General features: G+C 40.2%; 18 protein-coding genes. 6 read left to right on the top strand and 12 right to left on the bottom strand.

All coding sequences use genetic code 11. The features are described 5' to 3' along the window. Positions 1 to 3: 3 nt before the first annotated feature. A complete protein-coding gene (hcr, locus tag PROVALCAL_RS17740) occupies positions 4 to 1,008 on the bottom strand; it encodes an NADH oxidoreductase (protein ID WP_039862374.1) in 1,005 nt (334 codons plus the stop codon). 51 nt (positions 1,009 to 1,059) lie between these two features. Beyond that, positions 1,060 to 2,712, bottom strand: a complete 1,653-nt coding sequence (gene hcp / locus PROVALCAL_RS17735; protein WP_039862372.1) for a hydroxylamine reductase — start codon at positions 2,710 to 2,712, stop codon at positions 1,060 to 1,062. 285 nt (positions 2,713 to 2,997) lie between these two features. Between hcp and clcA the strand changes: the two genes are divergently transcribed. Then, positions 2,998 to 4,386 carry a H(+)/Cl(-) exchange transporter ClcA gene (clcA, locus tag PROVALCAL_RS17730; protein ID WP_006660723.1) on the top strand — a complete coding sequence of 463 codons (1,389 nt, stop codon included), beginning with the start codon at positions 2,998 to 3,000 and terminating at the stop codon, positions 4,384 to 4,386. A 53-nt stretch (positions 4,387 to 4,439) separates the two neighbouring features. Here clcA and tehB read toward each other — a convergent pair whose 3' ends face one another. From tehB to PROVALCAL_RS17705, 5 genes are all read right to left on the bottom strand, one after another. Continuing rightward, positions 4,440 to 5,327, bottom strand: coding sequence for an SAM-dependent methyltransferase TehB (gene tehB / locus PROVALCAL_RS17725; RefSeq protein ID WP_006660722.1), 888 nt, complete (start codon positions 5,325 to 5,327; stop codon positions 4,440 to 4,442). 112 nt (positions 5,328 to 5,439) lie between these two features. Then, positions 5,440 to 6,519 carry a linear amide C-N hydrolase gene (locus PROVALCAL_RS17720; protein WP_006661130.1) on the bottom strand — a complete coding sequence of 360 codons (1,080 nt, stop codon included), beginning with the start codon at positions 6,517 to 6,519 and terminating at the stop codon, positions 5,440 to 5,442. Between the two features lie 225 nt (positions 6,520 to 6,744). Then, on the bottom strand, positions 6,745 to 7,518 hold the full coding sequence (locus PROVALCAL_RS17715) for a hypothetical protein (protein WP_036961790.1): 774 nt from the start codon (positions 7,516 to 7,518) through the stop codon (positions 6,745 to 6,747). 278 nt (positions 7,519 to 7,796) lie between these two features. Beyond that, on the bottom strand, positions 7,797 to 8,375 hold the full coding sequence (locus PROVALCAL_RS17710; RefSeq protein WP_006660719.1) for a YceI family protein: 579 nt from the start codon (positions 8,373 to 8,375) through the stop codon (positions 7,797 to 7,799). 13 nt (positions 8,376 to 8,388) lie between these two features. Further along, positions 8,389 to 8,946: a cytochrome b gene (locus PROVALCAL_RS17705; protein ID WP_006660718.1), complete on the bottom strand. Its 558-nt coding sequence runs from the start codon at positions 8,944 to 8,946 to the stop codon at positions 8,389 to 8,391. A 432-nt stretch (positions 8,947 to 9,378) separates the two neighbouring features. Here PROVALCAL_RS17705 and PROVALCAL_RS17700 point away from each other — a divergent pair, with 432 nt between their 5' ends. After that, positions 9,379 to 10,008: a glutathione S-transferase family protein gene (locus PROVALCAL_RS17700; protein WP_006660717.1), complete on the top strand. Its 630-nt coding sequence runs from the start codon at positions 9,379 to 9,381 to the stop codon at positions 10,006 to 10,008. Between the two features lie 155 nt (positions 10,009 to 10,163). Here PROVALCAL_RS17700 and PROVALCAL_RS17695 read toward each other — a convergent pair whose 3' ends face one another. Further along, the gene (locus tag PROVALCAL_RS17695) at positions 10,164 to 10,784 is read right to left on the bottom strand and encodes a malonate decarboxylase holo-ACP synthase (RefSeq protein WP_006660716.1); all 621 of its coding nucleotides are present in this window, start codon (positions 10,782 to 10,784) and stop codon (positions 10,164 to 10,166) included. 223 nt (positions 10,785 to 11,007) lie between these two features. Here PROVALCAL_RS17695 and PROVALCAL_RS17690 point away from each other — a divergent pair, with 223 nt between their 5' ends. Then, a complete protein-coding gene (locus PROVALCAL_RS17690) occupies positions 11,008 to 11,985 on the top strand; it encodes an FUSC family protein (protein WP_006660715.1) in 978 nt (325 codons plus the stop codon). Between the two features lie 56 nt (positions 11,986 to 12,041). Here PROVALCAL_RS17690 and PROVALCAL_RS17685 read toward each other — a convergent pair whose 3' ends face one another. After that, positions 12,042 to 12,734 carry a DAPG hydrolase family protein gene (locus PROVALCAL_RS17685; RefSeq protein WP_006660714.1) on the bottom strand — a complete coding sequence of 231 codons (693 nt, stop codon included), beginning with the start codon at positions 12,732 to 12,734 and terminating at the stop codon, positions 12,042 to 12,044. Between the two features lie 104 nt (positions 12,735 to 12,838). Here PROVALCAL_RS17685 and PROVALCAL_RS17680 point away from each other — a divergent pair, with 104 nt between their 5' ends. After that, complete coding sequence (locus PROVALCAL_RS17680; protein WP_006660713.1) at positions 12,839 to 13,474, top strand: TetR/AcrR family transcriptional regulator; 636 nt, start codon at positions 12,839 to 12,841, stop codon at positions 13,472 to 13,474. A gap of 88 nt (positions 13,475 to 13,562) precedes the next feature. Further along, on the top strand, positions 13,563 to 14,204 hold the full coding sequence (locus tag PROVALCAL_RS17675) for an NAD(P)-dependent oxidoreductase (RefSeq protein WP_006660712.1): 642 nt from the start codon (positions 13,563 to 13,565) through the stop codon (positions 14,202 to 14,204). Between the two features lie 469 nt (positions 14,205 to 14,673). Here PROVALCAL_RS17675 and PROVALCAL_RS17670 read toward each other — a convergent pair whose 3' ends face one another. After that, entirely contained in the window at positions 14,674 to 14,928 is a 255-nt protein-coding gene (locus PROVALCAL_RS17670; protein ID WP_006660711.1) for a helix-turn-helix domain-containing protein, read from the bottom strand. A 961-nt stretch (positions 14,929 to 15,889) separates the two neighbouring features. On the opposite strand from PROVALCAL_RS17670, the gene PROVALCAL_RS17665 reads away from it, so the two are divergent. Beyond that, complete coding sequence (locus PROVALCAL_RS17665) at positions 15,890 to 16,774, top strand: helix-turn-helix domain-containing protein (protein WP_039862368.1); 885 nt, start codon at positions 15,890 to 15,892, stop codon at positions 16,772 to 16,774. Between the two features lie 73 nt (positions 16,775 to 16,847). On the opposite strand, the gene PROVALCAL_RS17660 is transcribed toward PROVALCAL_RS17665, so the two are convergent. Beyond that, positions 16,848 to 18,893: a TonB-dependent copper receptor gene (locus tag PROVALCAL_RS17660; protein WP_039862367.1), complete on the bottom strand. Its 2,046-nt coding sequence runs from the start codon at positions 18,891 to 18,893 to the stop codon at positions 16,848 to 16,850. Positions 18,894 to 19,074: 181 nt separating this feature from the next. Beyond that, positions 19,075 to 19,503: a DUF2946 domain-containing protein gene (locus PROVALCAL_RS17655; protein WP_036978501.1), complete on the bottom strand. Its 429-nt coding sequence runs from the start codon at positions 19,501 to 19,503 to the stop codon at positions 19,075 to 19,077. Between the last annotated feature and the right edge of the window lie 206 nt (positions 19,504 to 19,709).

Here is a 19,709-nt window from a genome sequence, read left to right as displayed (position 1 = left end):
TCATTAAGCGATTTCTGTGTCGCCCTGTAATTGACAACTGCACGCTAAAACATATCCATTAGCAATTTCGTCTGCCGTTAATGTCATCGTACTGCTGGTTGTATAATTACCTGAGAGTACTTTGGTTTTACAGCTACCGCATACACCGGCACGGCATGCTGCGATCACCGGCTGTTTGTTTTGCTCTAGTGCCGACAATAATGACGTTCCGACTGGGACGCTAAAATTGACTAAACGATGACGAATTTTTAAGTTAAGCACCTCTTCACTTACTGCTTCATCACCGCCAGTGGTAAAACGTTCCATAAAGAAATGTTCCACTGGCACACCTAATGCTTTGGAAAACTGCTGAACATTTTTCATATAAGGAACGGGTCCACAGGTCATCACCACTCGCTCATGAATATCCGGCACTAACTCCAGCAATTTCTCTTGGCTTAAGCGACCTTGTGCAACTCCCCCGTTATCCGGTGTTTCCGGCATGATGCAAAGCTGTAAACGCTGAGGATATTGCTGAACCAATTTTTGCCATTCACTCGCAAAGATAACCTGCTTTTCATCACGAACATTAAACAGCACTTTGACATTTGTTTCTGGTCGATTCGCCATCAACCAGCGGGTCATCGACATAATCGGAGTGACACCGCAACCTGCCGCCAGCATTAAGTATTGGTTGCTTTGCACATTTGCACAGGTAAATTCACCTTGCGCCTCAGATAACCACAGGTAATCCCCTGGTTTCACTTCCCCCGTCAGCCAACAAGAGCCTGCACCCTCGTCTAATCGCCTCACGGTAATGGAGATAAAACGGCTTTGTCCCGGAGATGAAGACAAGGTATAAGCGCGCATGACTTCATCACTGTTTTTGATACTCACGAGCGCATATTGCCCCGGTTCGTATTGGTAAAAATCATGATTAATTAAGTTAATAGTCCAAACATCAGAGGTTTCTTGCACAATTGAGTGAATTTGCATTCTGTTTGGACATAAGCTTGTTGGCATGGTCATGAGTGACTCCTTGCAAGGAGGAAGCCCCTTCCTCCTTGGTTTCCTTCCGTTTTATGCAGGCAGAATTTCCGCCAAATCTTGTTCAACCGTGGTAATGCTGCGCATACCAAATTTTTCATTCAGAATATTCAGCAAGTTTTCAGTTAAGAAGCCTGGCGCGGTTGGTCCGGTATAAATATTTTTCACCCCCAAAGCCAGCAAGGTTAACAAAATAACAATCGCTTTTTGCTCAAACCAAGAAAGGATCAGGCTCAGCGGTAAATCATTCACACCACAACCTAATTTCTCTGCTAAGTTCACCGCTAACATAATGGCGGAATAAGCATCGTTACATTGACCCACATCCAGCAAGCGTGGTAAGCCTTCTAAGGTACCAAAATCCAGTTTATTGAAGCGGTATTTACCACATGCCAATGTCAAGATGAGGCAGTCTTTTGGTACGCTACGTGCGAAATCTGTGTAGTAACTGCGCTCACCACGGCTACCATCACAACCGCCGACTAAGAATACATGACGCAGTTTTTTCTGAGCCACTAAGTCAATCACTGCATCTGCGGCGCCAAGTAATGTCTGACGACCAAAACCAACAGTAATTTTGTGTTCAATTTCTGTGTATGGGAAGCCTGACATTTGCTGAGCTTGAGCAATCATGTCAGCAAAACTGTCTCCTGTGATGTGTTTGGCACCTGGCCAGCCCACAATACTGCGAGTCCAAATACGGTCTTTATATTCACCAACATCAGGGTCGATAATACAGTTAGAGGTCATTAATACAGGACCTGGGAATTTGGCAAATTCCACTTGTTGATTTTGCCAACCGCTGCCGTAGTTACCGACTAAGTGTGAATATTTTTTCAGTTCAGGATAACCGTGAGCAGGTAACATTTCACCATGGGTGTAAATATTGACGCCGGTTCCTTCAGTTTGTTCTAACAGCATTTTTAAATCTTTCAGGTCATGACCTGAAATCAAAATACATTTACCTGCTACAGGGCGTACATTCACTTCAGTTGGCACCGGATGACCAAACTCGCTAGTCTCACCTGCATCCAAAATTTCCATGATTTTGAAGTTCATCATGCCGATAGCCATCGCATTATCAAGCAGCTCATTCATGTCTGCAGGTAACGTTCCTAACCACGCCATTATTTCATGGTATTGGGCATAAATTTGATTATCAAATTGCCCCAGAACGTGAGCATGTTCCATATACGCCGCTGCCCCTTTTAGACCATACAGGCACAGCATTCGTAAACCATGAATATCATCACCAATTTGGGCTTTATCAATATCTAATGCAAATTGTGCCGCTTGTTGTTGCAGTGATTGAATATCTTGCCCTGCTAGTTGCAGGTTAATCAGTGGGTGATTAAATGCCACTGCGCTATTCACAGATAGGCAGTGTTTGACTAATTTATCGCGCAGATAAATCGCTTCACGGGCATAACCGATAATACGTTCAGAATCGAAATTCACGTTAGTTAAGGTCGAGAAAAAGGCACGCGGAGCAAAACTGTCCACATCATGATCGATAATGCCCAATTCACGCGCTACCACTGCACTTGCAGATAGGCTTTGCAGTACCGCGACTAATAAATCTTGCAAGTCTGAAGTTTCAGCGGTTTTTCCGCACATACCTTGCGAATAAGCGCAACCATTGGTTGCTGGAGTTCTAATTGTTTGTTCACATTGCACACAATACATGGAGAAAACCTCTTAAGTTGCATTTCATATACAACATTAAGATTACCCCTTTTATTTAAATAAAAAAGTGCCTTGAGATCCTATCTAACGGTTTGTTGATCTACATTAAGCTTTACTGTAAATAAGAATTATTCAATAGCGTACAATTATCCGTTCTACCTACCCAACTGCATTTTTCACTGGGGTTTCAAAACAGTATTGCTATACTATGAACAATTGTTTTTGTGTATAAGTTACTATTCATAAGTTATTGTTGTTAAATCATTTTAAGAGAATCAAAAAGCGATGATGCAGGCTAATTCGACTCCAAAATCAGACAACAAAACCCATTTTAGTTTTTTACGCCACCTAAAAGAATCTGATAAAACACCACTCAAAGTGCTTGTTTTAGCAGCTATTATTGGTGCTGTCGTTGGACTGATTGGTTCCCTATTTATGCTGGGTACGGAGTGGGTCAGTCATATTCGAGTCTCTTCCGTCAATCAGTACGTCACCAATAAATGGTTGATAATCCCCGCCATGTTCGTTGCCTCCGCGCTGTTAGCTATGCTCGGCTATTATTTGGTCAAGCGTTTTTCTCCAGAATCGGGTGGCTCAGGGATCCCTGAAATCGAAGGGGCATTGCAAGATTTACGTCCGGTACGATGGTGGCGAGTAATCCCCGTTAAATTTATCGGAGGATTGGGTACACTGGGTTCAGGCATGGTCCTTGGACGTGAAGGTCCTACCGTGCAACTCGGGGCGAACATTAGCCAAATGTTTTATGATTTATTTCGCCTTAAAGATAATGAATCTCGTCATACATTATTGGCGGCTGGTGCCGCTGCGGGTCTTTCCACCGCATTTAATGCGCCATTAGCTGGAATATTATTTATCATTGAAGAGATGCGCCCGCAGTTTAAATACAGCTTAATTTCCATCAAAGCGGTGTTTATTGGTGCAGTGACTGCCACCATCGTTTATCGGTTGATTAATGGCGAAGCCGCCGTACTGAATATTGGTCAATTCTCAGCAGCCCCAATGGAAACACTGTGGTTATATCTGATTTTGGGCATGCTATTTGGTGTCGTAGGAATTGCCTTTAACCGCTTCTTGCTCTATCTACAAAGCCGGTTTTTAGCGTTTTATCAAAACAAAATCTCACGATTCGTCCTGATGGGTGGACTGATTGGTGGCAGCTGTGGTGCTATCGGTGTATTTGCACCTGAAGTTGTGGGTGGTGGTTATAGCGTTATCCATCAAATGGTGGCTAATAGCTTCACAATCACTCTACTAATGGTGTTTTTTGCGCTGAGATTTTTAACCTCAACAATCAGCTTTAGCTCTGGCGCGCCGGGAGGGATTTTCTCACCATTATTAGCGCTTGGTACACTATTTGGTGGAATTTATGGTTACGCGGCACTTGAACTATTCCCTAACTATTCTATCGAAGTGGGTACTTTTGCGATTGCCGGGATGGGCGCGCTATTTGCCGCCACCGTACGTGCACCATTGACGGGCATTGTATTAGTCTTAGAAATGACCAGTAACTATCAACTTATCTTACCCATGATTATCACCTGTATTGGTGCCACGATGGTAGCGCAATTCCTTGGCGGTCGCCCTCTTTATTCCGTCCTACTGGAAAAGACATTAGAGCGCAGTGAAAAACAAGCTACCGCCTCAAATGCCTAAAGCAGATGTCAAAATGGGTTGCCTAAGCAACCCATTTTATCTTCAATCAATGACTATTTTTTCTTGGCAATCAGCGTTGCAAAGTTCAGTTTGATTCGGTTACCTTGCGCATCCGTTCTATGCAGATGACCTGGGTTTTCATTGTATTTTAAAATTTCCCAGTCTTGATAATACTGCTGCAATTCACCCGGTTTTAAGAAGCACGTGAATGGCACCCTATCCAGTGGCGCATCCGGCGTTTCTACCGCACATACCACGATGTTAATTCCGCCAGATAGCGTGTGTGATTGCATATCAGCCACAATATCAGCGATTTTGTCCCGTTGCAGGAACATCAACACCACCGTCGAAATAATCAGGTCATAATCACCTTGGATTTGGTGAGTATTAATGTCATATAAGGCAGTATGGATATTTTCAATACCCGATTGCTGTTTAACCGTTTCAATAGCTTGAATATGATTTTGGTTAATATCAACGGCGGTAACATCATAGTCTTGCTGAGCAAGGTAGAAACTATTGCGACCACGACCAGAGCCTAAATCCAAAACCTTACAAGGTTTAGCCAAGTTATTCTCACAAAGATAACGAACTTCTGAATGCGGGATACTGAGGTCATGCTGCTTATAAAACGCGATTTCAGGTCGGCATAAAAAAGAGAGCTGGCAACGTAAATCATCACTACAATCGGCAATACGATGCCAGACTTGCGGCTGGATCACTGGAGGCTGATTTTGTGTATCGAATGTAAATTTCTGCTCACTACCATCGTCACCAAAAATAATGAAATCGAGGGAACCTTGTAACACCTTCAATTGAGCGAACGTATCTTCTTTGGTGTTATGGCGGTCTTGAAACATTAATGGAATAGAAGCCTTGTCCCAAACAGGCATCGTTTTGTAGCACACTAAATCAGTCATGGAATCACCCTTAAGTTGCATTTTAAATACATCTTATGACGTTGAATTGAATAGTGCAACGTTTTCATGAATTGAAAAATGATGAATTGATATGTATCAACCCCCTGACATTCAGGAGGTTGATACCAAGATGTTAATAACCCAACTGTGCTGCACTCAACCCTAAAAATTCAAACGGTTTAGCATCAACATATTGCGCCGTCGCATCTCCTGAATAGATATGGCTTTGCTCTTCACCTAACTCTAATTTTTTCACTTTTCCAGTATCGCTGGAAAAATCAATTTTCTTTAAATCTGTCCAAAAAATATTCGGTGTTAATGCAGATTCGAAGAAGTAAAGTTGACGCTTATGGTCAACCAAAGTACGCCAACGAGTTGAAGAGATCTCTGGGGATTGCTCTGAACTTAGACCATAAGGAACTGAAACATTGCGGATCACCCCAAACACACTCGCAACCGCTTTATTCGGTGTGGTTTTTTGTGGAATCGCATTGATATAGAACTGTGCTCGAGCAAAACGATCCGCTGAGCGGTTCGTTCCAGGTAACATCACCGTTCCACCAATCCCTTGCCAGTATTCTTGCATCGCTAGCTGTTTATCATAGGTTGGTGAGTTTGTCATAACTTGGTATTTACGACTATGGTGAATAACTTGTTTGCCATCAATGTATTCGATGATCGCGCTGTCGCCACTGGCATCCGAAAGGGATAAATGCAGTGTTGCTAAGCGATTTTGTCCCGGCACTTTATCCGTGGCGACAATCAATGGTGTTTTTTCTAATGCGGCAACGGCTTCCTCGACAGTGGCATAATTATCCAACATATATTGTGCCCACAGTGAAATAGAGAGTGCAGGCTTTTTATTGTCGAGCTCTGGATATTTAGATTCAGCCAACCACAACAAGTTAGCGACTAACCCTTTCTCGTTGATGCCATCTGTTGTCGAAATATCGTAACCTGAGGCAATCACGCTGCCATATTTGGATTTCCATTTGAGTGATTGAGGTCCTGCCACGCCATTTCGTTCCATGCCACGTGGGAAAATCCATAAATTGGTACCGATATCGTATTTCCAATCCATGGTTCTGCCAGTCATGATCTGCTGGTCTTCCCCGAGATAAACAACTCGAGTACAAGCCTGAGAAACCATGGCTGGAACATAGATTGCGGCGATGGTTAAGAGCGTAACAATGCTTTTCTTCACAAATCGCATCTTGCCTCCAAATGGTATTAAATTGATAGCGTAGCTAAGCCACACAAATGATAGACCACGCGAATAAAAATCCGACATTGATTTATGCAGTATATCGCTTTAGGGGTGTTATTTGAGCATAGATATTGCAACAAAATGCAACAAGGATTAACACCCTATACCAAACTCGATGAGTTTTACAGTGTGTTAATCCTATCAGTAATTCATTGCAGAGGTAGTCAGTAACTATTTTTTCGCAGGAGAGAACCAAGAACGCAATAATGCCGCTTTTGTCTGAGTGTCTGGAATGCTCAATGCCGAGTCATATAGACTGATCGAGATTTGGCATACTGTGGCTGGCGATTTTTTCCCTGCATTCACATCAACCAACATCGAAACATCATTTCCATACTTGGCGGTTAACTCAGCCCTGAGAGCCCCCATCATTTGTTGGTATTTTTCTGGGGATAACGGTGCATGCTCCTTGCCTGCTTCACTGGAAATCAGTAATGCATTAATCGCACTGACTTGTTTTAGCAATACATCTTGGCTTTTCTGAGGAGGGATAATGTCTGCAGAATCTCTTAATTGCGGAAATAATGCGTCGTAACACATTTTCCCTGATGGATCTTGTTCTAACAATGACTTGATATTATCGTTTACTTTCGCAGTGAAGTTAATGACAGTTTCATCAGACGCATAAGGCATACGCTCCACCACTAATTTCATTGATTGGCTGACAACTTGATCAAGTAACTGACGACGCAAATCTTCATTCGCAGGATCGTATTGAGACATTAAATGCTCAAAATTCTGATAAGTCATCGGACTCAATTTTTTGATCGTCACTAAAATGGGCAGTTCTTTTTCAACTTGAGCAATTGCTTCGGAGTGAATTTCGCTATTACTTTCCGTCGATAGCACGTTATTGTCTTTACTTAACCAGTAAAAACCCAGCGCAAAAATAATAAAAATAATGCTAACGACTAGTGCGGTTTTGCGTGAACTATTTGTATTCAAAGTGACTCTGCCTTTTAACAATAAAACCAATACTCAACCTAAGCCTACCTGACATTGCTAACCACTATTAACTTTAGTCAGTGTAATAAGACTCAGCAATAAACTCATTACGATTATTTTAGACGTGGACGAGATAATATCGCTATAGGAATAGGCGTAAATATAGAGTAAAAGTTAGGTGTTTAGCACTACGAATCAAATTAAAAACAAAAAACCGCAGATGCCTATTTAAACATCTACGGTTTAAGAAGTTGATAACAGTGACTCAAAAAAATGAATTACTTAACTTGAACACCTTCAACAGACAGCATTAATTCAACTTCTTGAGATTTTGGACCTAAGTCAGATTTGATATTAAACTCTTTCAGTTTAATGTTTCCTTTCGCTTCAAAACCTGCACGGTAACCACCCCAAGGATCTTTACCTTCACCCGTTAATTTTGCATCCAATGTGATGGGTTTTGTCACACCATTTAATGTGAAATCCCCTGTCACGAGGTATTTATCACCCTCTTTTTTCACTGCAGTCGAAACAAACTTCGCTTCTGGGAATTTAGCTGCGTTTAAGAAATCAGGGCTACGTAAGTGCTTATCGCGCTCTGCGTGGTTGGTATCGATGCTGCCAGTTTTGATGGTCACTTCTACTTTATCTTTCGCTGGATCTTTGGCGTCATAGGTAAAGTTACCATCGAAATCTTTAAAGCTACCGTATAACCAGCTGTAACCTAAGTGTTGGATACGGAACTCAATAAACCCGTGCTGCCCTTGTTTATCAAATTGGTAATTTTCTGCCAATGCAGATCCTGCTGATAATAGTAAAGTACCCGCAGCAAGACCTAAAATAGATTTCTTCAACATAACTCTCTCCACGTTATTTATCGGGATTAAAACCCAATATTCTTTTTAAAGTAATATCACCATCTAAGAAATGGTGTTTTAAAGCTGCAAATGCATGCAGAATTGATAGCAAAACAACAGCCCAAGCTAAATAAAGGTGAATTTCACCCGCGGTATCAGCCTGTTCTGCTGCACCTGTAAATAATGCAGGCACATCAAACCAGCCAAATACACTTATTGCTTGTCCATCTGCGGTTGAAATTAAATAACCGCTGATCAAAATCGAGAATAAAATAATATAAATTAAAAGCTGAACCGTAATTGAAGCAAATTTAGTTAATTTACTATAACTTGCTAACGGTTTAGGTGGCGGAGAAATGAATCGCCAAACCACACGAAAAAGCATAATAAAGAATAGCAACATTCCTATGCTTTTATGTATTTCAGGGGCTTGATGGTACCAGGTATCATAGTAACCTAGAGACACCATCCATAAGCCTAATGCAAACATTCCATATACGACAATTGCGACCAACCAATGAATGAGCAGCGACAGATGCCCATAACGCGTGGTGTTATTCTTCCATTGCATAATTTAAAAACCATATAGTTTTAAAGGTAATTACTTGTTTTACCAAGTAGGAATAATCATAAGGTTAATCAGGCTTTATTCCTATCCCAAAGTTAAACAAATATTTTGTCGAAGATATTCAAATAGTATCACCATCATTATGAAATAATAGATGAATTCTATTTTTCTTATTACAAGCGTAAAGCTTTAATAAAGAATCTTCTATTTATGTAAATACATGCTCATAATAAATTTTCTAATTTTTTAATCTGTTGATTCTTTATAGCGCATCTTAATATGATAGATGAATTTGTTATAAATATAGTCCAGCCTTTCTAAAATAAGTAGGCGATTTTTTCTTTTTATGAATAAATCACATTAATCCTTCCCAATCATGATTAAATTGATAATCTATTTATCGGTTACTTATCCATCACTTTAAGAGGCTGACGTATGTATACACTCTGGATTGCTAACAAAAATTACTCTTCATGGTCCTTAAGACCGTGGATCTTATTAAAAGCATTGCAGATCCCTTTTGAAGAAAATCTCTGTTTCTTCGAAAACGGCAAAAGTAGCCACGAAAAATTTCGTCGTTTCTCCCCTTCTGGATTAGTTCCTTGCCTCATCGATGGCGACAAAACTGTTTGGGATTCTCTTGCTATTTGTGAATATGTTGCTGAAGATTTCCCCCAAGTTTGGCCAACAGAAAAATCAGCAAGAGCATGGGCTCGCTGTGCTAGTGCAGAGATGCATTCAGGGTTTACAGCGTTACGCCAACAATGTCCTATGGACGTCATTCGAAATGAACCACTTCCTGAAATTTCCCATGACTTACAAGGAAATCTCAATCGCCTTCAGCAATTATGGAAAGAAGGATTTGATACATTTGGTGGACCGTGGCTAGCAGGAAAGAATTTTACCGCAGTGGATGCATTTTTCGCCCCGATCGCTTTTCGGATCCAGAGTTACCAACTTCCTGTGAATTCACAGACTCAGCAATGGGTCGAACGTATTCTTGCATTACCCGCGATGCAAGCATGGAAACAATCTGCAGAATTAGAGCCTCACATCCAGCACTAACGTTTTTAATAGGGTTATCACTAACCCTATTAAACCACTAGTTTTACTTGTGTCTTTTTGATTACTAAAAAAACACCTGCACGAGCATCAAAATTAATTTTCGAACAAATAGAACAAAAACAAACCTATAATGTGCTATTTTCTCCACAACTTGACTATAAATTGTCATCCCATGGATCTGCGGTCATCACATCCCCTGTCGGCGTATGGAGTGTCACCTGATCATTTTTAAACCATTCGGCTAAAGAGAATCCGCCTTTAGGCGTTTCTACATGAATATCAATAGGACAATAAGGTGTATTCGCTTTGATGGCAAACTGCGCAAAGTCTTCTTTTTGCTGCCGTGTTGGGCAGCGGATCACCACATCAAGGTCACAATCCGCCAGCATGCTTTGAATGTCCGTCGCCAACGTGTAAGCACAGCTACCCGTCACTCCCCATTTCCAAGGCCAATTATGCTGTGAAATAAGGAGTAAAACTTGAATAGGCGGCAAAGCAATAAACATCGAACGCTGTAGTTCAATTGAATTTGAAACGAGAGATTCCACATTCATAATGTGAGTAATCGCAGATTTTGAGATTTGAGTAGTAACCCGTTGATGAGGTTTAATACCTCGGATAGCAACCGTGAGTTGGTTATTATCTGCTTTTTCTCGGTACACAATAAGGGGTAGCTTACTATTCCATTGTGTTTTAACCCATTCAGGTAAAGTATCAAGAGGGACATCGCTATTACTACCGACCCAAACAAAATCATGGGGATTAATTATTTGCATTTATTCTTCCTTATCATGACGACAATTGCTCTAGCACCCCGCTATTATGCATTTTTTCTGTTCGATGAATACAATCACTCACATTCAACAGGAATAATTGCACCATAAAGCAGGAAAAAAGATACGTTATTGACGGCTAACATTTGTCTTCACATAACGGTATGTTATCATCGAATACTCTTAATAATTAAAGAGTTAGACAACGAATTTTGAGCATCATAATATGAAGAAAATCCCTGCTATCCATGACGGTATTCTGTTCAGTAGCTGCTTAGTTTTAAGTGCCCTTACTGCACTCGCTCTGATCGATGTTCAAGCCGCAATGTGGGCCGCCTTTTCGACGCTCTATTCATTCAACTTATTTAATGCAGCCAAAGAGTATAAAAATTATCTTTATACTGCATTTTGGTTATGCATGATTTTAGTTGCTATCTATATTGGTGATACCTTGCGCTTGGGAACGGGCTTTTACATTTATCTGGCTATTTTCTCATTCATTTATTATCAGCTTTATGGCACAGACCCCATCATGGATTTAACGATGAAATTCATGATTATTATGTCCACAATTGGCACTATTCTGCCTGAAATATCGAAAAGCCTAACCCTGGGCTTTTTAATTGGCAGTGGCGTAACCCTGATTACTTACTATGTACTCAGCCATAAAATGACTCGTCACTCCATTATTACGCCATTGGTTGTAGAAAAAAATCTATTCACACTACGCAAAAATATTATTCCGCGATCAATGACCTATGCAATCGGCTTGCTATTATCTTTAGCTCTCCCTCGTATGATTGACTTAGGACATTTCTATTGGACATTGCTAACCTTTGTTTTTGTATTACACCCTAAGTCTGAAAGTATCGTGCGTATCACATTCCAACGTGTGGCTGGCAGCTTAATTTCCGTGTTGTTCCTATTTCTCTTATTTAATACGCCGTTGATGCCGTATATCGGACTCGTTGCTATTTTAGTCTTCGCATTTTTACTCCCAATGAGTTTCCATCACGGCTATACCTTTATGACTTTTGTTGTCACCAGCTTAATTCTTTCTGTACTTGAGCAAGTGGTTTATTGGCGTCATCCCGCCTACACCTTATTATTTGATCGCGTTCTAGAAACCGCTCTTGGTGGTGCTATCGCTATTATCACCAGTATTATTTTGAAATTATTTAGAGAAAAAAGCCCAGAAAGCTAGCGCTACTCGGAGTTATAACGCTCACTCTCTAGGATTTATTTATACCTCGCCCTACCTCACCATGGTAATGGTACATTCTCCCCATTTGCGTGCTCACCGTAATACAAAGACGGTAAAAAGCGAGACAAGTAGGTAAATTCGTTATAGCAATGGCGCATCAGCTCTAGCCCTATGTCGTCGGATAACTGTGTTCGAGGATCGCTAAGAGATGCCCCCAATAAGAAACGACTGCGTAATACACAACCAAATTCAGTGTCGCGGACTAAGTGCATCATTTTTCCATCAATAGGATAACCCTGCGAGTCCATTTCAACTTGCTCACCAAAGCCAATAGAAGAACACACTGCGCCAGAAATATGTCCATCCTTGATTGCTTTTTCAAAAGCTGAAGCATCAAAAAAGTCGGTCGGTTCTCTAAATTTCAGTTTTGCTGCTACCGGTGGAATAGCGCCGAGAGATTCAATGGCGTGAATGGAAGCACCAATAAAGCTCTCCCCTTTTTTCCATTTTTCATCCCACCCATAATGGGCAACATGGTCATGAGGGTGCCACCATCGAATATGTTGTGTCGTCTCAAAAAAGGTAAACCACCATGCCAACATTCTTCCTTTGCAACCATACAAATCTGTACGTACTGCCACGGTTAGTAAGCCATTTTCATCTCGTTCAATGCCCATTTCCATGCGTAAAGGATTAGGTAACAATAGCTGATTAACATCACTTACTGCCCATGTTTGATTTGTCTTCATGATGATCTACCTATATTAATTTATTAGGAAACTTATTTTGTTTCCTAATTAGTTTTAAGCTAAAATGAAATAATGTCAAGCTAGATAGATAAGGTCAGCCATTTATGCCAAATAACACCGAGAGCAAACAAACGCGTGGTCGCCCAAGTGTTCCTGAGGTCATTCTTAAAGAAAAAATCATGAATGCGGCGCTAGATTCGCTACTCGAAGATGGATACCAACTAACCAGTATTGATAACGTGGCTAAGCGAGCAGGCGTCGCCAAAAAAACCATCTATCGATTTATTGAAAATCGCGAAGCGCTCATAGAAAGAGTGGTTCTTAGCTGGACGGATAGCTTTGTCCCTCTCTTTGAACAAACCGCTACCACTCGGGATGAATTATTTCACTTGTTGCAAAATAACTTAGAACTCATTGGCAAAACCGTACTTTCCCAAAAAGCCGTTGGGCTATATCGCTTGTTGCAAACTGAATTCTTACATAAAGACGTGTTACTCGAAAAATACCAACAAAATGGGATTGAACGTAGTCGTCAATTACTGACTCAATGGTTAGCTCACCACGCTCAAGAAAAAATCATCGCACACCATGATTTTACGATTATCAGTGACCTTATCCTGTCCATGGCTATTGCTGAACCATTGAGACAAATTTCGTTGGGGCTTTCCCCCGCAGGGTTAACTTCACCATTGAAGCAACGAATCCAGCATGTCATCGATTTTTGCCGCTCGATAACTTAGAGAAAAACAACCAAATAAATTTTCATGCTCTATACTTTCATTAACATTCATCAAGCCTGTTCAATGAAAAAGGCAGCTGGAGCGAAAAATGAAAATATCTATTCTTGGCGCTACGGGTTTTGTTGGTAAAGCATTGGTCTCGGAAGCATTAATGCGCCAACATCAAGTCACTGCGATTTCTCGCCACAGTAATCAGCTTCCACAACATGCTCATTTAATTGCTGAATCTGGCGATATCTTAGATGTGCCATGGCTAACATCTCGACTTAAAGGTCAAGATGCAGTGATCAGCGCATTTAATGGTGGTTGGAGTAATCCTAATCTGTACAGTGATACTGTTGCAGGCAATAATGCCATTTTAGAGGCTGTTAAAAAGGCAGGCGTAAAACGGTTTGTCGTGGTAGGTGGCGCGGGAAGCCTAGAAATTGCTCCTGGTGTCTTACTATTAGATTCACCTGATTTTCCTGCTAACATCCGACCTGGCGCTCAAGCCGTGAAAGAGTTTAAAACCACATTGGAATCTATTGATACGTTGGATTGGACCTTTGTCTCGCCTGCTGCAATGCTTGAAGCAGGTGCAAGAACAGAAACCTTTCGTCTCGGTGGTAAACAATTATTAATGAATGGCAATACACCGGCAAAAATATCAGTGCAAGATTTAGCCGTTGCTATATTAGATGAAGTGGAGCATCCACAGTTTATACGCCAGCAATTTACAGCAGCATATTAGCGGTCAAAAAGTGGATAGCGAATAAATCATGACAAAATGTATCAATTTATTTGGTAAGCATTAAAACCAATTAAATTATTAACCCCAATAAAATGGGTATATTCGCGTAAGGATAAATATAGTGACTTACTCGTAATAGAACAATTTAAGATTATTATTATTTAAATAAAGTAAAATTTGGTAACCATTACAAATGAGACTTAAGTATTACTCATTCACAGTGAGACAAGCGTTTTATTTAACCTTGAATGTTATAATGCGACACTCACGTTATGATAATTAAAAGCCATTCATTAAGCCGGAAGAAACCATCTATATTAGTAAAATAGATAGATAACCTCTTCCGGTTAGATGATTAGAGTCATGGTGTCTCTTTTAAAAATTGTATTGAAATAAAAAACTCATTCATTCCTAAGTTTTATTTTACTTTTATATAAACGATTTAAAAAACTCTAACTCACTGAGATAGTTAGTGAATTGTACTACGGACTCCACTATTTACATTCACGACACCGTATAAAAATGATGCAGGTTCTAGGTTAAATAAATACGCGAACTGAAAAAGAGAATCAACATCAATGCAGCTTTCACCACTTTCGAAACGATTCATTTCATCCTCAGAAATACCTATTAGATCGGCCGCTTGCTGAAGGCTCATTTTATGGCTTTCTCTTTGCATGCGGATTTTGATCCCTAGTTTTTTTGCAATTTCACTTTCATTCATAAACGCTCCTTTTACTATAGATTGAATATCAATTATGAGGGCAAGTAAATTATCATTACGTCAATTTTAATTAATTGACCTGAATTAATAAAATATGACATACATCACGTCACTTAATGACACTCATAAATAGATAAATTTCATTTAAACCTGTAATTGGTTGATTTAAAATACAAATAAAACCAATAATCCTTGTAATTTAAAAATAAAATCGTGATATTAATCACATCAAATTCAGATTAATACCTGTGTATATTTACTTATTTAACTCATCAAATAATGAGCTTCATCTTTAATTACTCATTTAATGATAGTCAATTACATTGCTTATATTACAAAATCACAAAAACAATGATCAAGGATTATCTTCACTTTTTTCCAATAATGACAGATTACGTTTATACACTTAAATGTACTCTTATATTTAAATCATCAAGTAATGACATATTTACTTAAACCATAAGTAATAGAATAATAATAACCGACTAAACCCTCTATCACTATCAGAATAAACTTTTATCATTTACTTAACCTTTCAACATTAATCAAAGAATTCTTAAAAAAATGCATATTGATGAATAATAATTGAATTTCTTACTTACATCCTGAATCGAGTAACCTTTTGAATATTTAGTTTAATTTTATTTATGATTTAACCACTTTTGTTCTCTGTATGTGAATATTCTTTTCTTTGCATAACAGCTGATTTAACAAAAAATGCGTTATGTGCAATCAAAAATTCAGCATAGTCTTAAGTCTGCTGTCAGTTTAATAAGCCAACTTTCCCTGCATTTAATGGGCTCTTCTGTAATTAAAACTTACCTAACTTCACATTGCTTATAAAAAAGTTGTCAGTAAACATGCTATCCTACATACAATTACGATGATTTTTATCTAAATTTAATGCTCAGATTTGGCGCTTAAAATAACGCCTGTTGCAAAAGTGACTGGAAAGGTAACCATGCTACAAGAAAGTGTTATCAGGGAAATCATTCTCTGGATCGAACAAAATTTAGAGTCGCGACTCTCTCTCGATACTGTTGCTGATAAATCTGGGTACACTAAATGGCACTTTCAACGATTATTTAAAACCCAAACAGGTCTCGCATTAGGTGCCTACATTCGTGCCCGTCGTTTATCTTGCTCCGCAGTAGCTCTACGTTTAACTAACGATAGCATCATGGATATTTCACTTCGCTATCGCTTTGACTCACAACAAACCTTTTGCCGCGCATTTAAAAAGCAGTTTGGCGTGACTCCCTCAGAGTACCGAAAACGAACAGGCTGGCATATCGAAGGTTTTCGGCTGCCATTACGTGAAAGTAAAGAACTTGAAGCCCATGTGCAATTGGTTGAGTTAAAAGACATTCATTTAGTTGGTATGACTCATCGTTATACTCAAGGTATTAATGAATGGAATTTAAAAACTGAGGAATTACGACGTCAGTATTGGAAAAACTTTTTAGATAAAAATAAGCTTGTAGCCCAAAATTTGTATGCTATCCATGGAGTTGACACAACTTCTGATGAAGAAGGTCGCTTTCTCTATTCCACGGCATTTGAAGAAAATGCTCTTGAAGTCATACCGCCATTGACTAAAAAACTCATGGTTCCCGCAGGGAATTACTTGCAGATTAAATTTAAAGGTAGCCTTCAAGGTACTGACTACAATGACATTATCTATACTGTTTATGGAAAAGTGCTGGCAGAAATGGACATCGCCCGAGGTTTAGGGGCTGATATTGAACACTATGCGTTAAAATCAGCGCCGACTTATGAGGACTTTGTTAGCCACCCTCATGATTACATCCAAGAACTTAATTACTATATTCCTGTTATCGTATAGAAAATCATAATCTATTTGACTAACAACCCGTTTTTACACGGGTTGTTAATTTAATGATGCATCACTAAGTCGATTAGAACGTCACGTTTAATTTCCCCCAGAACGTTCTACCTGGCTCATTAACAGGGCTATTGGATGAGTACCCAAACCCACTATTTCCCGCCAAGTTCAAATGCTCGCTGTAAGTTTTATCAAAGAGATTATCGACACCTGTGCTTAATTTCATATTTTCATTGATACGATATGCTGCATTCATCGAAAAGACGGTGAACCCAGCACTTTCACTAAAGTCTTTACCGACGACGTTACCTTCATTGATTGCAACTCGATCCTGACGGCTAACCATACGAACTAACCCAGTCGTCGTCCAATCCCCCTTTTCCCATGTTAAACCTAACCGGCTTTCCAAAGGTGGCATTTGAGGCAACGCACGCCCATCCGTTCTATTTCTCCCCCATGAGTATGCAAGGCTAGCGTCCGCTTTCCATTCATCACTCAATTGGTAAGCCACGCCCATCTCACCGCCCATGATCATGGCATTAACGTTCTCGACTTGGCTCATTCTGGCGTTTGTTGGACTATAACGGAATAAAATAAAGTCATCCACACGACCTATATAAGCAGAGACCCATGCATTAGCTTTCTCATCACTGTATTTAGCGCCGATATCTAGCTGAGTTGTTTTTTCTGTTTTGACGTTATCAAAAACATTTTTGTCACCATTGGGTCCCATTTTAGGTGAGAAGAGCTCCCAATAATCAGGGAATCTTTCCGTATATCCCACGCCGGCATACAACATCACCGGGGTCTTCGGTAAGGCATGCTCATAACGAACAAAACCTGCTGGCATGACGGTATTACGACCTGAAGAGCCCACTCCAGTATAATTATCAACCAGCACTCGGTCTAAACGCCCACCCCCGATCACTTTACCTTGCTCACTCGCGACCCAAGTCACCTCACTAAAGAGACCATAGTCTTGGAATTCAGCGTCTTTTTTCCAGCTATTATTGTTATTTTTTCGGTGCTTATTGGTTTGCATGTCAGCGCCAGCACGCAGTTCATAGTCGCTCCACAACCACGTCCCCATTACGCGGCCGCCCATGGTTTCACGATCAACACGCATTTTCATTGGCATGTTCATCATCATTCCATGACCGCCATGCCCGCCTCCCATGTGTCCACCACCTGAACCTATACCACTTGTTGGGCTACGTAATGAATAGTTATCCATAATATGGTCTGCGTAGTTGTAATAGACATTCCCTTCGACTTTATCGAGCACATCACCAATGTTGCTCTTTTCAAAACGCAGCCCTAAGCTTTCGCGTTTAAATTGGGAGCCATCCATTCCACGCCCAGCATAGCGGGCTTCACCATCGCCTTTCCCTGCAGAAAGTTCGAGTAGCGTATACTCATCAGGAGTCCAACCCACGGCGACATCAGTGTTCCATTTATCCCATTTCGATGGCACTTTATCCCCATTGCCATCCTTATAATCATCAGAACGAGATTTATTGCCAATCAGACGCACATAACCCTTTTCATTTCCTAAGCTAATATCTGCGTTGCCATCCCAACGGTGGTTTGATGCGGTTAACGCACTGGCATTACCTTGAATCCCCGCCGCTGTAAAAATAGGTTTTTCACGTTCAAAGCGCACCGTACCTGCAGAGTTTCCAGGTCCCCATAAAACTGTTTGTGGTCCTTTCACCATGGTTAGCAAATCGAAGTTTTCTGGAGAAATATAGGATGTAGGAGCATCCATACGAGAAGGACACGCACCCAACATTTCACTGTCATTTGTCATAATTTTAAGGCGAGAGCCAAACATACCCCGGAAAACAGGGTCACCATTCGTGCCACCATTACGAATTTGAGAAAAGCCGGGGATAGTTTTCAAATAGTCAGAACCATCACTCGCAGGTACGGGCTGTCTTGGTGTTTTTGGCGAGGTTGAAATCATTAAGGGTGAATCCACAGGCGCAGTCACAATCATCACAGAACTATTACTGATAGACGATTGTTTCTCTTCTTCTTTTGCAAAAGTCGATGTGGAAGTGATAGCCGTGACCACCAATACTGCGACAGGTGAAAATTTATAATTCATTGAGTTCATTTTTTGCCTATTTTTATCTGTTTCTGACCGCTTTTAATTCAATGTACACGTCATCATTAGCTATTTTTTGGCAATAGCTTAACCTCCTGAAAATGAAGCTCAAATTTCAGGATCGGCAACGTGACTTTATGCATTGAAAGCAAAAGCAGTTTTAAATTACGTTAAATAAAGAAATGAAAAATTAATAAGCAGTAGGTGGAGCACGAGCTAAATGTAATGACCACGGACGAAAAAGTCGTAATTGGATACAACGCTCGAAAGGAACAAAGATGGCGAGTGTCGCTAATTGGCGAATTATCGCAGCAACAAATAGAACTAAAAATGGGAAGTGAACTAATAACTGGCAATAACCACAAGCAATATCTTCCATAGGTGATTGCCCGACACCCGTCATCAGCATGTGATTCATTGCACCGCTGTCTTCACAACCTTCAGACAATGGCATTTCATGATGCTGATGCATCGAATGCTCGGCCATTTCCCCCTGCCTCACCGTGCAACTGTTCATCTGTGACATTGATTTTGATATCAATGGTGCAACAAATAACATCGCAATAGCGAGTAAAGCAAGATAAGCGGCAAATTGTCGAATAACGTGACGTAAATGCAACGGTTTTCCGGTGTTTCACAACCAATAGATGGGCGCAGATTGTATCTTAATTGGAGGTCTATTGTTATTATTTTTTGCCATTATTGTTAAGGTGAAACAGAGCTCTCAATTCATATGAAAAAAATAACTTCACCGAGTTAAGAACTGCCCTCTAAGCATCCGTTAGTTTTTATCTATGTGTCATCCAACTCGTTATTTACTTACCA

It is taken from the genome of Providencia alcalifaciens DSM 30120, assembly GCF_000173415.1.
Classification (GTDB): Bacteria; Pseudomonadota; Gammaproteobacteria; order Enterobacterales; family Enterobacteriaceae; genus Providencia; species Providencia alcalifaciens.
This window is presented reverse-complemented; position numbering and strand designations above follow the sequence as displayed.

Excerpts from the sequence above, each read along its gene's own strand:
- hcr (WP_039862374.1), bottom strand. The coding sequence starts at position 1,008 with ATGACCATGCCAACAAGCTTATGTCCAAACAGAATGCAAATTCACTCA.
- hcp (WP_039862372.1), bottom strand. The coding sequence starts at position 2,712 with ATGTATTGTGTGCAATGTGAACAAACAATTAGAACTCCAGCAACCAAT.
- clcA (WP_006660723.1), top strand. The coding sequence starts at position 2,998 with ATGATGCAGGCTAATTCGACTCCAAAATCAGACAACAAAACCCATTTT.
- tehB (WP_006660722.1), bottom strand. The coding sequence starts at position 5,327 with ATGCAACTTAAGGGTGATTCCATGACTGATTTAGTGTGCTACAAAACG.
- PROVALCAL_RS17720 (WP_006661130.1), bottom strand. The coding sequence starts at position 6,519 with ATGCGATTTGTGAAGAAAAGCATTGTTACGCTCTTAACCATCGCCGCA.
- PROVALCAL_RS17710 (WP_006660719.1), bottom strand. The coding sequence starts at position 8,375 with ATGTTGAAGAAATCTATTTTAGGTCTTGCTGCGGGTACTTTACTATTA.
- PROVALCAL_RS17705 (WP_006660718.1), bottom strand. The coding sequence starts at position 8,946 with ATGCAATGGAAGAATAACACCACGCGTTATGGGCATCTGTCGCTGCTC.
- PROVALCAL_RS17700 (WP_006660717.1), top strand. The coding sequence starts at position 9,379 with ATGTATACACTCTGGATTGCTAACAAAAATTACTCTTCATGGTCCTTA.
- PROVALCAL_RS17695 (WP_006660716.1), bottom strand. The coding sequence starts at position 10,784 with ATGCAAATAATTAATCCCCATGATTTTGTTTGGGTCGGTAGTAATAGC.
- PROVALCAL_RS17690 (WP_006660715.1), top strand. The coding sequence starts at position 11,008 with ATGAAGAAAATCCCTGCTATCCATGACGGTATTCTGTTCAGTAGCTGC.
- PROVALCAL_RS17685 (WP_006660714.1), bottom strand. The coding sequence starts at position 12,734 with ATGAAGACAAATCAAACATGGGCAGTAAGTGATGTTAATCAGCTATTG.
- PROVALCAL_RS17680 (WP_006660713.1), top strand. The coding sequence starts at position 12,839 with ATGCCAAATAACACCGAGAGCAAACAAACGCGTGGTCGCCCAAGTGTT.
- PROVALCAL_RS17675 (WP_006660712.1), top strand. The coding sequence starts at position 13,563 with ATGAAAATATCTATTCTTGGCGCTACGGGTTTTGTTGGTAAAGCATTG.
- PROVALCAL_RS17670 (WP_006660711.1), bottom strand. The coding sequence starts at position 14,928 with ATGAATGAAAGTGAAATTGCAAAAAAACTAGGGATCAAAATCCGCATG.
- PROVALCAL_RS17665 (WP_039862368.1), top strand. The coding sequence starts at position 15,890 with ATGCTACAAGAAAGTGTTATCAGGGAAATCATTCTCTGGATCGAACAA.
- PROVALCAL_RS17660 (WP_039862367.1), bottom strand. The coding sequence starts at position 18,893 with ATGAACTCAATGAATTATAAATTTTCACCTGTCGCAGTATTGGTGGTC.